We start from the raw sequence: 16642 nt of genomic DNA, 5'->3' as shown, positions 1-16642 counted from the left end.
CGCGCGTAACGCGTCGAGTGTGGCGGCGACCTCCGACTCCATACCCGAACACTAGTTCGACCCACCGACAAGAAACCGTGCTCTGTGGCCATAGTGACCAATGCGACCACATTTACCAAAGTTGTTGTCCGCCAATAGATGGCGACCGGCCGTAGGCCGAAGGGTGCCGTCGCCACGGGCGGACAGACCCGATCCCTGGGTGGCGCAGAGCGCACCCGACGCCTGAGCGGATAGGCCGCCGCACCGGCGGTCCGTACTCTGGCGACCGTGGTTGATCTGCATCCCGACGTCGCGGCCTTGGCTCCGCTGCTGGGCACCTGGTCCGGGCCAGGTGCCGGCGAGTACCCCACCATCGAGTCGTTCGACTACGCCGAGGAAATCACCTTCGGCCACGTCGGTAAGCCGTTCCTGACCTACGGCCAACGCACGAAATCGCGTGCCGACGGTCGTCCGCTGCACGCCGAAACCGGCTATCTCCGACTGCCCGCACCGGGTCGGGTGGAATGGATCCTCGCCCATCCCACAGGCATCACCGAGATCCAGGAAGGTTCGCTGGCAGTCATCGGCGACACCATCGAGATGGAGTTGACCGCGACCAACATCGGGCTCAGTACGACCGCCAAAAGCGTTACGGCACTGTCGCGTTCGATCAAGGTATCCGGCGACGAGCTCGCCTACACCCTGCGTATGGGTGCGGTGGGCCAACCGCTGCAGCATCATCTGGCGGCGACGTTGAAGAGGGCCCAAAAGTGAGCGGACAGCGAGTAGCGAAGGCGGATCGCGCGTGAGTGCCGACGGCAGAATCGCAGTACCCACGGACCTCGACGCGGTCACCGACGTCGCGGACGAGGATCACTCGGAGATCGACCCGCAGGCTGTCGAGCGGATCTGGCAGTCGGTGCAGCACTGGTATCGCGCCGGCATGCACCCGGCGATTCAGGTGTGCCTGCGGCGCAACGGCAAAGTGATCCTCAATCGCGCGATCGGCCACGGCTGGGGCAACGGCCCCGACGACCTGCCCGATGCCGAGAAGATCCCCGTCCGCACCGACACGCCGTTCTGCGTGTATTCGGCGGCCAAAGCCATCAGCACGACAGTCGTGCACATGCTCGTCGAACGCGGATGCTTCTCGCTCGATGACCGGGTCTGCGACTATCTGCCGACCTACACCAGCCACGGCAAGGACCGGACCACCATCCGGCACGTCATCACCCACAGTGCGGGGGTGCCGATCCACACCGGTCCGCGTCCGGACGTCACGAGGGTCAACGACAGCGAGTACACCCGTGAGCAACTGGGGAACCTCAAGCCCGTGTACCGGCCCGGGCTGGTGCACATCTATCACGGACTGACGTGGGGCCCGCTGGTCCGCGAAATCGTCCAGGCCGCCACCGGCCGCAACATCCGAGACATTCTCGCCGAGGACATCCTCGATCCCCTCGGGTTCCGCTGGACCAATTACGGTGTTGCGCCCGAGGAGGTTTCACTGGTGGCGCCGAGCCATCCCACCGGCAAGCCGCTCCCGCCTCCGATCGCCGCGGCTTTCCGGGCCGCCGTCGGCGGCACCCTGGACCGGATCATCCCGTTGAGCAACACGCCCCTGTTCCTCACCAGCGTCGTGCCGTCCTCCAGCACTGTCTCCAACGCCGACGAGCTGTCCCGCTTCGCCGAAATCTTGCGTCGCGGAGGCGAACTGGACGGGGTACGGATCATGCGGCCGGAAACGCTGCGTGCCGCAATCAAACCGGCCCGGCGGATGCGACCGGACGTGGCGACCGGCCTCAAGCCGATGCGCTGGGGCACCGGTTACATGCTCGGCGGCAAACGGTTCGGGCCGTTCGGGAAGAACACCGAGTCGGCGTTCGGGCACACCGGCCTTGTCGATATCGCGGTGTGGGCGGACCCGGCGCGTTCGCTGTCCGCGGCAATCGTCAGCAGCGGCAAGCCCGGCGGCCATCGCGAGGCCAACCGCTATCCGGCCGTGCTCGACCGCATCGCCTCCGAGATCAGCTGAGTCAGCGCAGCCGCTGGCCGTACACCTTCTCCACGGACAGCGCCATCAGGATGCGCTGATCCGACACCATTGCCTCACGGTATTCATCCCAGTCGGGGTGTTCACCCGCCGCCGCGCGGTAGTAGTCGACCAGCGCCTCGACCTCGGGGCCGTGCGGATCCGAACCAGGGCCGGTCAGGGTCACCGAGCCTTCGGCGGTTGCCCAGGCCCACCGGTCGTCGCGGGTGACCTCGATGACCGCGCGGGGATCGCGGCGCAGGTTGGCGGTCTTGGCCAGCCCCGCCCTGATCGACACATAGACCACGTCCGCGTCACGGTCGTAATACGGCGTCACCGGAGACAGCTGCGGCATTCCGTTGGCTTTAATGGTGGCGAGTACACCCAGCCGGGCCTCGGCCAACAGGTCACGCGGATCGAACGCAGTATCGGTCACAACGAGGGGCAACCCGTGATCAGTTGCACATATTCCAAGGGAGACGACACATGTCCGACGAACCGCTGCGCGACGACCTTGCCGAGCTGCTGCGCCGCCGGGCTCTGACCCAGGACGCCGCGCGACCTGACGCGGTGACCCGTCGTCACGACGGCGGTGCGCGCACGGCGCGGGAGAACATCGACGACCTCGTCGACCCCGGGTCGTTCGTCGAGTACGGCCGCTTCGCCATCGCCGCGCAACGTCAGCGTCGCGATCTCGACGACCTCATCGCCCGTACCCCGGCTGACGGGTTGGTCGCCGGTACCGCCCGCATCGACGGCGCCGCATGCGCGGTGCTGTCCTACGACTACACCGTGCTCGCCGGAACCCAGGGCGCACTCGGACACCGCAAGAAGGACAGGCTCTTCGAGCTCATCGAACGGATGCAGCTGCCGACGGTGTTCTTCGCCGAGGGGGGCGGCGGCCGGCCGGGCGACACCGACTATCCGACAGTGTCATCCCTGGAGGTCAAGGCATTCGCGTTGTGGGCCGCGCTGTCCGGTGTGGTGCCCCGGATCGCGGTGGTCAACGGCCGGTGCTTCGCAGGCAACGCGGTGATCGCCGGGGCCGCCGATCTGATCGTCGCCACCGAGAACAGCTCGATCGGGATGGGTGGCCCTGCGATGATCGCCGGTGGCGGCCTCGGCGATGTCGCGCCCGACGAGGTGGGGCCGATCTCGGTGCAGGCGCCCAATGGCGTCGTCGACGTCGTGGTGCCCGACGAGGCGCAGGCCGTCGCCGTCACCCGCACACTCCTGGGGTACTTCGCCGGCCCGGCCGCATCGGGTGCCGCAGCGGACCAAAATGCCTTGCGCACAATGGTTCCCGAGCGCGCCAGGCGGGCCTATCCGATCGGCCCGATCATCGAGACACTGGCCGATGGTGGCTCCGTGACCTTCCTGCGGGAGAAGTTCGCACCGGAGATGGTGACGGCACTTGCCCGCATCGACGGCAGACCGGTGGGCATCATCGCGAACAACACCATGGTGAAGGCGGGTGCCATCACCGCGGCGGCTTCGGACAAAGCGGCGCGATTCCTCCAGTTGTGCAACGCATTCGGCGTGCCGGTGGTGTCGCTCGTGGACTGTCCGGGATACATGGTCGGCCCGGCTGCCGAAGCGGAAGCCCTGGTGCGGCGCGGGTCACGACTGTTGGTGGCCGGGGCAGCACTCACGGTGCCGATGGTGGCCGTGATCCTGCGGCGGGGTTACGGTCTTGGCGCACAAGCGATGTGCGGCGGGAGCCTGCATGAGCCACTGCTGACCGTGGCCTGGCCGGGCGCGCATCTGGGCCCCATGGGGCTGGAGGGCGCGGTCCGCCTCGGCCTGCACAAGGAGTTGGAAGCCATCGCCGACGACGACGAGCGGGAGCGGGCGGTGCAAGCGGCGACCGCGGCTGCCGAACGAAACGCGCGGGCGCTCAACTCGGCGTCGATGTTCGAGATCGACGACGTCATCGACCCGGCAGAAACCCGCACGCTGATCGCTGCGACATTGGCGGCGGCCGCCCAGCGCCCCCGGCCCGCGGCCACCAGAAGGTTCGTCGATACCTGGTAGGGCGTTGACTACACGCTGTAGTAGACGTAGCGTCCGAAGAGTGAAGCAATGGAGCTTTGCACAGTGGGGACTTTTGGTGATCGCCCTGTTCCACGTGGCCCAGGCGGTCGTCGGATTCATCGCCGAGCCCAGTTTCGCCACCGGCCCCGGTGCCCCCACCGTGCAGATCATGGGGATGGATTACAACGGCTGGCACGCCGTCGCGGGTCTCGCCCTGTTCGGTCCCGGTCTGGTGTTCTGCCTACGGAAGTCATGGGCGGTGCTGTACCTGCTGCTGGCGGCGGTCGCCGGTGCCCTGCCGGGTATCTGGGCGTTCTTCTCCAACCAGGTCGCCTTCGTGTTCAGCTTCCCGAACAACACCACCGACGCCGTCGTGCACATGATCACCGCGGCCGTCATGCTCGCCGTTGCGGCAGTACAGATCCGGCTCGACGGAGGCCTGCGCAACTCACTGGCAGACCTGCGCCAGAAACCGTGACCCCATGCTCAATGTCCGTGCGGGTCAGCGTTATTGAGCGTGGCAACCACCTGGTCGTAGTCGCCGCGGGCCTCGCCGTACCGCAGGAACTTCACCCGCTCGACCTGAATCTCCTTGGCATCAGGCTGGGTTTCCAGTAGGCCGACGACCTCGCTGACGAATTCGTCGAGCGGCATCGCGAAGCTGCTTTCCCGCTGGCCCGGCAGCAGGTCGGTAGCCACCGAGGGCGGCACGAGTTCGACGAGTTTGACGCTGGTGTCGGCCAACTGCAGGCGCACCGACTCGGTGAGGATGTGCACGGCGGCCTTGGAGGCGTTGTAGCTCGGCGTGGCGCGCAGCGGAGCGAACGCGAGGCCCGAGGACACCGTGACGATCGTCGCGTCCTGCTGTGCTTGCAGATGTTCGATGAACGCGGCGATAAGTCGAATGGGCCCAAGCACATTCGTGGTGATCACGTGTTCGGCTGAGGCCAGGAACGATTCGGGATCGTGCCAGTCCTCGACGGCCATGACGCCGGCCATGGCGATCACGACGTTGAGTTCGGGGTGCTTGCCCAGCACGGTGTCGGCAGCGGCCCGGATGCTCTCCGGGTCGGTCGTGTCGATCTGCACGGTATCGAGTTCGGGGTGCTCGGTGGCGATCTCGTCGAGCAGCTCGGTGCGCCTGCCGCCGACGATGACGGTGTTGCCCTTGGCCTGCAAGGCCAATGCCAGCGCCAGGCCGATGCCGCTCGTCGAGCCGGGGATGAAGATGGTGTTGCCGGAGATCTGCATGTGGCTGCCTTCCTGTCTGACAGCCAGCGTTCCAGGACACCAGCAATAAGTCATATGCATCTTTACGATGGAGAATATGCACACCACGCATATCGAGCGCGCGGATCTCAACCTCATACCTCCGCTGGTGGCGCTGCTGGAGGAACGGCAGGTGTCACGAGCGGCCACACGTGTCGGCTTGAGCCAGCCCGCCATGAGCCGTGCCCTGCACCGGCTGCGGCGGCTGCTCGACGATCCGCTGCTGATCCGCGACGCCGCGGGCTACCGGCTGACCTCACGCGCCGAGGCCATCCAGGCCCAACTCGATGTGGTGCTCCCTGCGCTCGAAGCCCTTTTCGCCCCCGATCAATTCGATCCCGCAAGCTCGTCGCGACCGGTGAATGTTGCCGGCACCGACTATGCCGTGCAGGCGTTCGGCTCTGCGATCTGCCGGGAGGTGATGCGCCAGGCACCGCTAGCCCCGGTGCGTTTCCACAGCTGGCGCCGCGAAGGGGTGACAGATCAGATCCGCAACTCGACGATCGATCTGGGCCTCTACGGCGGCCAGACGACCGACGAGCTGCGCGCCGAGCAGCTGTTCGTCGAGCGCTTCGTGTGCGTGGTTGCTGCCGACCACCCGCTGGCCGATGCAGGCGGAATCACACTGCGCGACTATCGGGATGCCCAACACGTCATCGTGGATGTGCACGACGGTGGACAACCCGACGTCGACCTTCCCCTCGCGAAACTGGGCGTGATCCGCAATGCCGCGGTCACGGTTGCCTACCACGCCGCGGCCTTGCAGTTCTTGCCCGGCACCGATCTGGTGGCCACGCTGCCGCGACAGCTCACCGGCGCGTTCGCAACGCCGGATGCGCTCGTGGTGCTGGATGCGCCGGCCGAGATCGCGACGATGCCGTACCGCATGGTCTGGCATCCGGCCTTCGATGACGACCGGCGCCACCAGTGGCTGCGCGCGTTGGTGCGATCGGCGGTCCGCCAGACCGTGGGGTGATGGCGGAGGCGTGAGTTTGCTGGCATACCGTCTAAATAGTCGGCACGACGTCAAGGGAGACGCGAATGGCGAACCGGTTACAGGCTGTGCGGGAAAGAGCGATAGCCGGCTGGGCAGCGGCACGCACGCGCAAAACCAGCCCGTCACCGCTCGAGCCACCGTGGACGCCGAAACCTGCGAGCTACGGCGTCGGCGTGCACCACAACGTCCCGGTCACCGTGCGCGACGGCACCGTGCTCCGGGTCGACATTCACTACCCGACCATCCCCGAGACCGGCGAACCTGCTCCTGGCCCGTTCCCGGTTCTGCTGTCCATCACGCCCTACGGCAAGAAGGCGCCGCCACCGGCCGCGCAGATCGGCGGCGGCGCCACCCCGTATCTGATCCGGCGCGGCTACATCGAGGTGATGGCCGACGTCCGCGGCACCGGGGTGTCGGGCGGGTCGTTCGAGATGCTGGGTGCCGAGCAGGTCACCGATGGCGTGGACCTGGTCAACTGGGCCGCGCAGCTGCCGAATTCCAACGGTCGCGTCGGCATGTTCGGCATCTCCTATCTCGCGATCAACCAGTTGCTGACCGCGGCTGCGGTCGGCCCGGGTTCGCCGCTCAAGGCGATCTTCCCGGTGATGGCCGCCAACGACTTCTATCGCGACGTGGTCACCATGGGCGGGGTGCCGCACATGCGCACCGTGCGGGCCTACGGCGCGGTGTATTCGCTGCTCAATGTGGTCAATCCGACGTTGGAGTTCGCCAACCGCGGGCCGCACGAGCGGCCGCGGGCCGGCGGGCTGGCCGGGGTGCGCCAACGCGGACGCGACCAGCGGCAGTACTTCAAGACGATGACCGCCGACGCGGCCTCCGGCGGGGACACCGCGTTCGACGGCCCGTTCTGGGACAGCATGCGAGCCAGTGACGTACTGCCGAAGATCGTCGAGAACGACGTGGCCGTGTTCCTGGTCGGCGGATGGCACGACGCGTTCCAGCGCGGGGCCCCGCTCAATTACGCCGCCCTGCAGAACACCGTTGCGGGCCGGCCCGCCGACGCGCCCATGCAGCCGGGGCAGCCGACCTCAGAGCGCATCCAGCTCATGATGGGCCCCTGGTACCACGTGTCCGACCTGGACGGCCTGCATCTGCACGCCCTTCAGTTGCGCTGGTTCGACCGGTGGCTCAAAGACTCCGAGGACGCGGCGGTCACCGGCGCGCCGCTGAGATTTCAGGCGATCGGCAGCCCGCAGTGGTACCACAGCAGCGAATACCCGTTCCCCGAGGCCACACCCACTGCGTTCTTCCTCTCCGAGGGCGGCGCCCTGCAGACCGACGCCGATCCGGACGTGACCGAGGCGACGCTCCGCTACACCACCCGCGGGCCGATCTCGGGGCGCAGCCTGGAGCAGTGGAGCCTCGGGATGGGCAGCTTCATGGTGTCCCAGACCGGCAGGCGTATCCGCTACGACCTGGACAACAGCAAACCTCACCGGGAAGCACTGACCTACACCACGACCGCGTTCGAGACGCCGCAGCTGGTGGCGGGCCCGGTGGCGCTGACGGTGTATGCGCGGGCCAGCACGACGGAGACGCTGTGGGTGGGGTACCTGGACGACGTGTCCCCCGACGGCGTGAGCCGTCCACTGACCGAGGGCGCTCTGCTGGGTTCGCACCGCACGCTCGATCCCGACAAGACGTGGTACCTGCCCGACGGCAGAGTGCTGCGCCCCCACCACGTCAGCACCCGGGCCGCCGTCGTTCCGGTGGAGCCGGGCCAGTTGACGCGCTACGACCTCGAGGTGTTCCCCACCGCTGCGTTGATCGAACCCGGTCATCGGTTGCGGCTGACCCTGACCACCTACGACTTTCCCCACCTGGTGCCGACCAGGCCGGCCCGCCGCGCCCTGACCGGCGGGGTCTACCAGGTGCGACAGGGCGGGGAATCGCCGTCGCAGATCGTGATCCCGCTGGCCGATCCGGCGGTGTTCGGCTAACGCTCCGAGCCGGGCCGCGTCGCGCGGTAGAAGGTCAGGGCGCCCATCACGCGATGGGGCTGGGTCCTGACGACGGTGCAGTCGAAGCCCGCTGCAGTGAGCAGCCGCGGGATTGCGTCACCGAGATTGCCGGCGACGTGGTGATCATGCTGGATCCATCGCGCAGCCAGCCCGTGGGCGCCACCGGCGTCGCCGCCGATATCGACGATGTCGAGTCGACCGCCGGGCCGCAGCACCCGGAACAGCTCTGCCACCGCCGCGGACTTGGTGTCCTCATCGAGGTGATGCAGCATCATCGACGACAAAGCCCGGTCGAACTCACCCACCTCGAACGGCAGATCCTGCGCATAGGCATGCTCGAACCGAATACCGGTCATCCCCTTGGCCTTTCGCTGTGCGCGGGCCAAAGCCCGCGGATCAGGATCGGTTCCGACGATGTCCACCGCCGGGTAGGCCCGTTTGACGCGGGTGGTGAGGTTTCCAGTACCGCAACCGATCTCGACCACTCGCTGCCCGGCCCCGAGGTCGGCCTGGTCGACCAGGGCGTCGTACACGCGCCCCATACCCAGCAGCCGGGTCAGCAGGTCGTAGCCGGGCAGCAGCAGGTCATGGCCGGCCGCGGGCAGGTAGTCGTGCCGATTGGTCAGAAGATGCTGACTCAGATGATGCGGACGATGCTCGGTCATGTCCTCCATGGTGGACCCTGATGCGACAGGCGATGTTGGGAGATTCTTCGCAATACCTGGACTATCTTTGGTCACATGCCCGAGGTTGCGCGCCTCGCCCACCGCCGCGACGGCGTGCCGGTGTTCGAATACCACGCCATGCCGGACCAGCCGCCGGTTGCCGTGCTGCGCGGCGTGCGGTCCGAGGTGACGGCACACGGCCCGCACATCCATGACTTCCCCGTCCTCTGGTACGAGCCGGCCGCCGGGGTGGTGTCCGTCGTCGCGACCGGCGCGGTGATCGACCCGTCGAGCGTGAGCTCTTCGGACGAGGGGGCCGGTGTGTTCTTCGATCCCGACGCGCTCGGCAGCGACGGCCGCTCGCCGTGGCCGTCCTGGCTATCCCATCCACTGCTGTTCCCGTTCCTCCACGGCCGGTCCGGCGGCCTGCTCCAGCTGACTGTTCCACCGGACCGGAAATCCATGTGGGACAGCATGATCCGATCGATCGAGGACGAGCTCGACGGCCGGCGGGACGGCTACCGGCAGGCGGCTCTGGCGTATCTGACGCTGATGCTGATCGACCTGGCGCGGCTGGCCGGCGACGTGGTGGGCGATCTGCGCCGCAACGGCGAACCCTTGCTCGCCGAGGTGTTCGACGTTATCGACCGCCGCATCGGTGAGCCCCTGTCGCTGCGCGACGTCGCCGACGCGGTCGGCTTGACCCCGGGCCACCTCACCACACTGGTGCGTCGCCGCACCGGACGCACGGTCGGCGAATGGATCATCGAGCGCCGTATGGCACGGGCGCGGAAATTGCTCACCGATACCGACCTGCCGGTAGCCGAGATCGCCGCCCGGGTCGGGCTGACCGACCCCGGGTACTTCAGCCGCCAGTTCCGGGCCACCCACGGCGCCGCGCCACGGGAGTGGCGCCGTTCTCATTGACGTAGCGCTGCCGAGTGGCCAGTCGACGACGCGTCAGTCCCGCACGCCGCGATAGATGCCGCGTCGCACGATCCACGGCTGCACGATGTGCCGCACCGACCACGCCGGGAACCGGAAGGCGTGGCCGGTCGGGGCGAACACCTCCAGCCCATCGGGCTGCGCGCCGAGCACCGAACCCCACCGGGCCTGCGGCGGCCGGTACTCCCGCAAGGGACGAGCGGCGAACTCGGCGAGGATGTTTCGGGCCAACAAGCCGTCGGCGCGGTTGCGTGCCGACGATCGCAGCGGGTCGGTGGCGGCGACGTCGCCGATCGCGAACACCTCACGATGCCCGGGCACCCGCAGGTCCGGGGTGACGCGGACGAAGCCGTGTGCGTCGAGCAACTCGGCGGGTAGCCAACCGGTGTTCGGCCGCACCGCACCGATCGCCCAGAGCACCGCGTCGGCGTGCACCGCTGGCTGACCGCTGGCGAAAGCGACCGGGCCGCTGGTGATCTCGTCGCAGATCGGCGGCACGACGGCGCGGTGCCCCGGGTGCAGCCTCACTCCGGCATCGGCGAGACGGCGCTGCACCCGCGTCCACGTTCGCCGGTGGTGTCCCGGCAGTGCGCGCTCGCCGGGGAAGTACAGCGCGACGTGCTTGTCGGGCCAGGCCCGGGCGACATTGGCTGCGGCGCTCACCGCGGCGGCGCCGCCACCGACCACGACGACCGAGTCGGAGGCGGCCAGCCGCTCGTGGGCGGCCTGCAGCTCGGCGCCGACCTCACCGGTCGATTGCAGTGTCGGTCGACGCCAGAAACCGTTGCTGACACCGGTCGCGATGACCAGCGCGTCGTATGGTTCGGTGCTCGGCACGCCGTCCGCCCGCGCCACCTGAACGGTTCGGCCGGCGAGGTCCATCCCGGTGAGGGTGCCGTGCACGGTGCGAACCCGGTCGAGGCCGCGAAACCGGTCGAAGCCGATCCAGTAGTCACGAGCCCAGTCGTCCGGCCGAGCCAACCGCACTCCGAGTTCCTGCCCACTGACCAACCCCGGTTTGACCGATATCCCGACCACGTCGGCCTGACGCGCGAGCCGGATCGCCGTGAGAACACCCGTGTCGCCCAGCCCGGCGATGACGACCCGTCTGCGGCCCATGGCAGTCACGCTATCCGTAGGGTTGGGACCATGAGTATCCGCACAGGCGCCGTGTTCCGACCCGATTTCCCGCCCGCGAGCCTGCGCACGGTCGCCGCCGCGGCCGATGCGGCCGGTGCCGACGAATTATGGCTCTGGGAGGACTGCTTCCAGCAGGGCGGCGTCGCTCAGGCTGCCGTCGCACTGTCCGCGTCGGAACGCCTCGTCGTCGGCGTGGGGTTGATCCCGGCCCCGCTGCGCAACGTGGTGAGCACGGCGATGGAGTTCGCCACCCTCGAAGCAATGTTCCCCGGGCGCATCAGGATCGGCGTCGGGCACGGCGTGCAGGACTGGATGCGACAGGCCGGCGCTGCGGTCGCCTCACCGATGACCCTGCTGCGCGAATACGTGCTGGCGTTGCGTGCCCTGTTCGCAGGCGAAACCGTCACTGTGGCCGGGCGTTACGTCCAGCTGTCCGAAGTTGCACTTGATTACGCACCGCCACAACAACTTCCGGTGCTGATCGGCGGAACGGGAGTGAAGACCTTGCGGCTGGCCGGCGAGATCGCCGACGGCGTGATCCTGGACAGCAGCCACACCCGCACGTCGGTGGGCGCCGCGCTCGCGCATGTGGCCGCCGGTCGCGCGGGCCGCACCGACCCGTTCGACACCGTGGGATTCATCGCGTGTGCGCCGGGTGAAGATGCCGCTGACCAACTGGCCCGCAAGGCTGCCACATCCGGGCTGGCACCCGAAGACGGTTACGGAGTCGGCGGCGCGGCAACGGATATCGCCGCGGGCCTCAAGCCGTACCTGGACGCCGGGCTGAGCACGCCGGTACTGCAGCCGCTCGGCGCCGTCGACACCATGACGGAGTTCGTCGCGGTGTGCGGTGAAGTCACCTCGCGGATCGATTCGGCGGTGGACCAAGGGATTTGAGCGCAGTGTCGGTCACTCGTCGCCGTGCTTGATGTGCGGCACCGGGGTGCCCTCCTCGGCGAGCGTCTCTTCCTCGATCCTCATCGTCATCGGTTGCCGGAAGCCACGGGTCAGGTACACGAGCAGGATGAGGCCGATGGTGAACCAGATGGCACCGTATTCGAGCGCCTGGATGTGCAGCTTCGACCACAGCACCAAGGTCATGCACATGCCGACGAACGGCAGCACGATGTTGATGAAGATCTCCTTCGGCGTTCGTCGCTGCTTGAGCCGGAACGCGAAGTAGACGATCACCGTCAGGTTCACGAAGGTGAAGGCGATGAGGGCACCGAAATTGATCATCGCCGAGGCGAATTCGAGGGTGAACTTGATGGCCAGCAACGACACGACGCCGACGATGATGACGGCATGGGCCGGGGTCAGGAAGGTCGGGTGGATGTATGCCAGGTACTTCGAGATCCGGCCCTTTCCGTTGCGGGCCATGACGTAGATCATGCGCGACACGCTCGCGTGCGACGACAGGCTCGATGCGACCATGGCGGCCAGCGCGGCCGAGGTGAACAGGATCTTGAAGAACTGGCCACCCACCTTCAGCGCCATCTCGGGCAGCGTGTCGTCGGTGACCTCGAAGCCGTCCAGGTTGGGGAAGACCGCCTGACTGAACCAGGCCGCCACGAAGAAGATCGCGCCGCCGATCAACAGGGCCAAGACGATCGCCTTCGGCACGGTGTTCGGGGTCTTCGCTTCCTCGCTGTACATCGTGATCGCGTCGAACCCGATGAACGAGAAGCACACCACGGTGGCGCCGGTGATGACAGCCGACATGTCGACACCCGCGTGGTACAGCGGATCGAGGGTCAGCGCCGTGCCCGCGCCCATGCCGTGCCGTAGCGACAACCACGCCAACACGATGAACACACCGATCAGCACGGTTTGGAACACCACGAGGATGCCGTTGACGCGCGAAGTTCCCTTGATGCTCCACAGGTTGAATGCCGTGATCACGCCGACGTAGACCACGACGAACACCCACGACGGCGCGTCCGGGAAGAACGATTCGAAGTAGATGCGGCCGATGACCGCGTTGACCATGGGCAGCAGCAGGTAGTCGAGCAGCGACGACCAGCCGACCAGGAATCCGGCGTTCGGGTGGATGACTTCGGAGGTGTAGGTGAACGCCGAACCCGCCGACGGGTAAACCCGGGTCATCCGGCCGTAGCTGATGGCCGTGAACACCATGGCCACCAGCGCCACCAGGTAGGCGAGCGGGACCACCGAGTTCGTCGCCTCCGAGACGAGGCCGAACGTATCGAATACCGTCATCGGGGTCATGTAGCCGAGGCCGAGACCGACGATCGCCCACATGCCGAGCGATCGGGACAGATGTGGCGATCCGACTCCTGTAGTCAGCTGTTCGCCTTGCGCCACAGTGATCACCTTCCACCCAGCCGATGTGTTTTTCTGCTCGCCCAACGCACCTTAGACACATCGGCGAAGCTCCGCGGTGTGTCTGTCGTGGCACACCAGGTGACCGAGTATTGCACTGTCAGGCTCGCCGAATCGCCTTATCAGTCAACTCCCCCGCGTAACGCGCACGCGCTTTTGGCAACTTCACAGCAACCGTCCAGGTTCGGGGCGAGGGCGTCGTCCGCAGTCGCAGCGGCCGCCCGGAATCTGTGCTGCGAAAAGGGCGTTGATATCGGAATCCCGGCAAGAGAGGGACCCCCGATGACCACAATTTACGCACTGCTGCACCGGAAAGCCCCTGTTGGTGCTTCCCGCTCCCGGCGTCGTTACCCGTCGCGCTTCAGCTACCTGGAGCGCGCGGAGATGCAACGCGAGATGCTGCGGCTGTAGGGCCATCGCAGCTCACCGGTGTGCATCGACATCGAAACGCCTTGATAACAGCCGGGTTACGCCGGGCGCGGCCGCACGGGGATCACAGGCTGCGTTGTTAGCTTGCCGATGTGACGGGGAGGTTTTTGGGCCGAATGGTATGGCGGCTGGCGGCCACCGCAAGCGCGACGTTGTTGGTGTCGGCACTGCTGAGTGTGGCCGGAGCGCAGCCTGCGTCGGCCTACTCACGCAAGGGCTTGCCGGTCGAACAACTCGAGGTCCCGTCGCCGTCGATGGGGCGCAACATCAAGGTTTCGTTCCAGCCCGGCGGCGGTCCGGCCAGTGCCGGCGGCACGCCCGCGCTATATCTGTTGGACGGCCTGCGCGCCCAGGACGACGAGAGCGGCTGGGACATCAACACCGCGGCGTTCGAGTGGTACTACCAGTCGGGGCTGGCCGTGGTCATGCCGGTCGGCGGACAATCCAGTTTCTACACCGACTGGTACCGACCGGCGGCGGGCAACTCGGGCACCACCACCTACAAGTGGGAAACGTTCCTCACCCAGGAGCTCCCGGCCTGGCTGGCCGCCAACCGCGGCATCCGGCCGACCGCCAACGCCGTCGTCGGGCTGTCGATGTCCGGCGGTGCGGCACTGACGCTGGCCATCTGGCACCCGGCACAGTTCATCTTCGCCGGCGCACTGTCCGGCTTCCTGAACCCGTCGCAGGGGTTGTGGCCCACCATGATCGGATTCGCGATGAAGGATGCCGGCGGCTACAACTCCACCGACATGTGGGGTACGGCCAACGATCCGGCTTGGCGGCGCAACGACCCGATGGTCAATGTCGGGCAACTGGTCGCCAACAACACCGCGGTGTGGGTGTATTGCGGCAACGGCATTTCCTCCGACCTCGACTCGGCGGGCGGCGGCTTCGGCCAGATGTACAGCGCACAGTTCCTGGAGAACATCACCGTGGATTCCAACAAGGAGTTCCAGAAGCGCTACCAGGCCGCCGGAGGCCACAACGCGATCTTCAACTTCCCGCCCAACGGCACTCACAGCTGGGGCTACTGGGGCGCTCAGTTGCAGCAGATGAAGCCCGACCTGCTCAGGGTCCTCGGCGTCGGTGTCCCGCCGCCGGCCCCGGCCCCCGCGCCTGATGCTGCGCAGGTACCAGGTGCGGCTCCCGTCCCCGGGGCGGCACCCGTCCCCGGAGCTGCTCCGGTGCCCGGGGCTGCGCAGGTGCCCGGTGCGGTGGCCCAGGTGCCTCAGGCCGCGCAGGTGCCGGCGGCGGTGGCGCCGATACCCGCGGCGTATCCCCGGTAATCGACTGCCACCGGCCCGGGCATGACACCCGAGATCTCGCGCCACGCTTTCCTGCGTGGCGCGCTCGGCGTCGCCTCGGCCGCAGTGCTGGGAGCATGCCGCGACGCGAGCCCGTCGAAGCCCGCCAGTGCCACGACGGCACCGGGCACAACGACGACGACAACCGCGTCGCCGCCGGACTGGAGCACATTGGCCGGTTCGCTCGACGGCCACGTCATCCTGCCTGACGATCCGCAGTTCGGTTCTGCCAAAGGCATTTTCAATACCCGATTCGCCGATTCCACGCCGGTGGCGGTGGTCGCCGCCGGCTCGGCGAGCGACGTGTCGAAGGCGGTGGCCTTCGCCGCTGCGCACGCCATCAAGATCGCGCCCCGCAGCGGTGGGCACTCCTATGTCGGCGCCTCGGCAACGTCGGGAGCGATGGTCATCGACCTGCGCGGGCTCCCCCGCACCATCGACTACGACGACGGCTCAGGCCTGGTCACGGTCGCGGCCGCCGTCGATCTCGACGCGGTGCAGAGCGCGCTCGCCGAGCACAGCCGGTCCATCCCGACCGGAAGTTGCCCGAGCGTCGGGGTCGCGGGCCTCACGCTGGGCGGCGGGCTCGGAGCGGACGCCCGGCGCTACGGACTGACGTGCGACAGCCTGGTGTCGGCGACCGTTGTCGTTCCCGGTGCAGACACGGTCACCGCGTCGTCCGATGAGCACCCCGACCTGTTGTGGGCACTGCGCGGAGGGGGCGGCGGGTGCGGCGTCGTCACCTCGTTCACGTTCCGCACCTTCGCTACGGCCGACCGGGACGTCGTCACGCTGGTGTTTCCGGAATCTGCTGCAGCGCAAGTGATCTACGGATGGCACGACTGGCTGGGCACGGCCCAGCGCGAGACGTGGGGCATGCTCAACCTGACCTCGGGTCCGGGCCCCGAGCTGCAGTGCACCATTGTGCTGGCGACTCCCGCCCGCACCGGCGACCAATCGGCCTCAGCCCTGGTCGCCGCGATCGGCACGGCACCGGTGAGCACGCGAACCCAGACCCTTGGGCATATGGACTTCGTCCACTATTTCGAAGGCGGCAGCGACGCGACCCGGCCCCGGTCCTTCGTCGCGGGTTCGGACATCATCGCGGAAATGACCCACCCCGCTGCCGAATCCGTCGTCGCCGCAATGTCCGCGTGGCCGAAAGACGCCGGCGCCGCGACCGCCGTCATCGAATCCCTTGACGGTGCGATCACCGATATGGCACCGGACGCCACCGCATTCCCGTGGCGGCGGCAAGCCGCATGTGTGCAGTGGTACACGGAACCGTCGTCACCCGACGCCGTCGAGTCGGCCTCGGGCTGGCTGCGCGACGCACACCAAGCGGTGCAGACGGCCTCGGTCGGCGGGTACGTCAACTATGTCGAAGCCGGCATGCCGGCAGCCCGCTACTTCGAGCACAACCTGGATCGGCTCAACACCATTCGTTCGCACTACGACCCTTCCGGCCTGATCTACTCTGCGTTGGGCGCGCAGTGACCAGACCCAAGACCGACGGAGCA

General features: G+C 67.6%; 16 protein-coding genes. 11 read left to right on the top strand and 5 right to left on the bottom strand.

Annotated features, from left to right (window positions below; all coding sequences use genetic code 11):
• Positions 1–267: 267 nt before the first annotated feature.
• Positions 268–753, top strand: coding sequence for a peroxynitrite isomerase (locus A5784_RS26715; protein WP_064947883.1), 486 nt, complete (start codon positions 268–270; stop codon positions 751–753).
• A 31-nt stretch (positions 754–784) separates the two neighbouring features.
• The gene (gene lipE, locus A5784_RS26710) at positions 785–2014 is read left to right on the top strand and encodes a lipase LipE (RefSeq protein ID WP_064947882.1); all 1230 of its coding nucleotides are present in this window, start codon (positions 785–787) and stop codon (positions 2012–2014) included.
• A 1-nt stretch (position 2015) separates the two neighbouring features.
• Here the strand turns inward: lipE and A5784_RS26705 are convergent, their stop codons facing one another.
• Positions 2016–2447, bottom strand: coding sequence for a PPOX class F420-dependent oxidoreductase (locus A5784_RS26705; protein WP_064947881.1), 432 nt, complete (start codon positions 2445–2447; stop codon positions 2016–2018).
• 50 nt (positions 2448–2497) lie between these two features.
• Between A5784_RS26705 and A5784_RS26700 the strand changes: the two genes are divergently transcribed.
• Positions 2498–4045, top strand: a complete 1548-nt coding sequence (locus A5784_RS26700) for an acyl-CoA carboxylase subunit beta (RefSeq protein WP_064947880.1) — start codon at positions 2498–2500, stop codon at positions 4043–4045.
• A 40-nt stretch (positions 4046–4085) separates the two neighbouring features.
• Entirely contained in the window at positions 4086–4523 is a 438-nt protein-coding gene (locus A5784_RS26695; RefSeq protein ID WP_064947879.1) for a DUF4383 domain-containing protein, read from the top strand.
• 8 nt (positions 4524–4531) lie between these two features.
• Here A5784_RS26695 and A5784_RS26690 read toward each other — a convergent pair whose 3' ends face one another.
• The gene (locus A5784_RS26690) at positions 4532–5296 is read right to left on the bottom strand and encodes an SDR family oxidoreductase (RefSeq protein ID WP_064947878.1); all 765 of its coding nucleotides are present in this window, start codon (positions 5294–5296) and stop codon (positions 4532–4534) included.
• Positions 5297–5372: 76 nt separating this feature from the next.
• Here A5784_RS26690 and A5784_RS26685 point away from each other — a divergent pair, with 76 nt between their 5' ends.
• A complete protein-coding gene (locus A5784_RS26685) occupies positions 5373–6290 on the top strand; it encodes a LysR substrate-binding domain-containing protein (RefSeq protein ID WP_064947877.1) in 918 nt (305 codons plus the stop codon).
• A 65-nt stretch (positions 6291–6355) separates the two neighbouring features.
• Positions 6356–8272 carry a CocE/NonD family hydrolase gene (locus A5784_RS26680; RefSeq protein WP_082945081.1) on the top strand — a complete coding sequence of 639 codons (1917 nt, stop codon included), beginning with the start codon at positions 6356–6358 and terminating at the stop codon, positions 8270–8272.
• On the opposite strand, the gene A5784_RS26675 is transcribed toward A5784_RS26680, so the two are convergent.
• Positions 8269–8958, bottom strand: a complete 690-nt coding sequence (locus A5784_RS26675) for a class I SAM-dependent methyltransferase (RefSeq protein ID WP_064947894.1) — start codon at positions 8956–8958, stop codon at positions 8269–8271. The genes A5784_RS26680 and A5784_RS26675 overlap by 4 nt on opposite strands.
• A gap of 75 nt (positions 8959–9033) precedes the next feature.
• Here A5784_RS26675 and A5784_RS26670 point away from each other — a divergent pair, with 75 nt between their 5' ends.
• Complete coding sequence (locus A5784_RS26670; protein WP_064947875.1) at positions 9034–9885, top strand: helix-turn-helix domain-containing protein; 852 nt, start codon at positions 9034–9036, stop codon at positions 9883–9885.
• Positions 9886–9918: 33 nt separating this feature from the next.
• Here the strand turns inward: A5784_RS26670 and A5784_RS26665 are convergent, their stop codons facing one another.
• Positions 9919–11022, bottom strand: coding sequence for an FAD-dependent oxidoreductase (locus A5784_RS26665; RefSeq protein ID WP_064947874.1), 1104 nt, complete (start codon positions 11020–11022; stop codon positions 9919–9921).
• Between the two features lie 30 nt (positions 11023–11052).
• Here A5784_RS26665 and A5784_RS26660 point away from each other — a divergent pair, with 30 nt between their 5' ends.
• On the top strand, positions 11053–11940 hold the full coding sequence (locus A5784_RS26660; protein WP_064947873.1) for an LLM class flavin-dependent oxidoreductase: 888 nt from the start codon (positions 11053–11055) through the stop codon (positions 11938–11940).
• Positions 11941–11952: 12 nt separating this feature from the next.
• Here the strand turns inward: A5784_RS26660 and A5784_RS26655 are convergent, their stop codons facing one another.
• Complete coding sequence (locus A5784_RS26655) at positions 11953–13368, bottom strand: APC family permease (protein ID WP_197514882.1); 1416 nt, start codon at positions 13366–13368, stop codon at positions 11953–11955.
• A gap of 300 nt (positions 13369–13668) precedes the next feature.
• Between A5784_RS26655 and A5784_RS39700 the strand changes: the two genes are divergently transcribed.
• From A5784_RS39700 to A5784_RS26645, 3 genes are all read left to right on the top strand, one after another.
• The gene (locus A5784_RS39700; RefSeq protein WP_286159441.1) at positions 13669–13797 is read left to right on the top strand and encodes a hypothetical protein; all 129 of its coding nucleotides are present in this window, start codon (positions 13669–13671) and stop codon (positions 13795–13797) included.
• A gap of 134 nt (positions 13798–13931) precedes the next feature.
• Positions 13932–15104 carry an esterase family protein gene (locus A5784_RS26650; RefSeq protein WP_064947871.1) on the top strand — a complete coding sequence of 391 codons (1173 nt, stop codon included), beginning with the start codon at positions 13932–13934 and terminating at the stop codon, positions 15102–15104.
• 21 nt (positions 15105–15125) lie between these two features.
• On the top strand, positions 15126–16619 hold the full coding sequence (locus A5784_RS26645) for an FAD-binding oxidoreductase (RefSeq protein WP_064947870.1): 1494 nt from the start codon (positions 15126–15128) through the stop codon (positions 16617–16619).
• The last annotated feature ends 23 nt before the right edge of the window (positions 16620–16642 follow it).

The organism is Mycobacterium sp. 852013-50091_SCH5140682, assembly GCF_001665685.1.
In the GTDB taxonomy this organism is placed as follows: Bacteria; Actinomycetota; Actinomycetes; order Mycobacteriales; family Mycobacteriaceae; genus Mycobacterium.
Note: the sequence above shows the minus strand (reverse complement) of the source record. Positions and strands in the feature narration are given on the sequence as shown.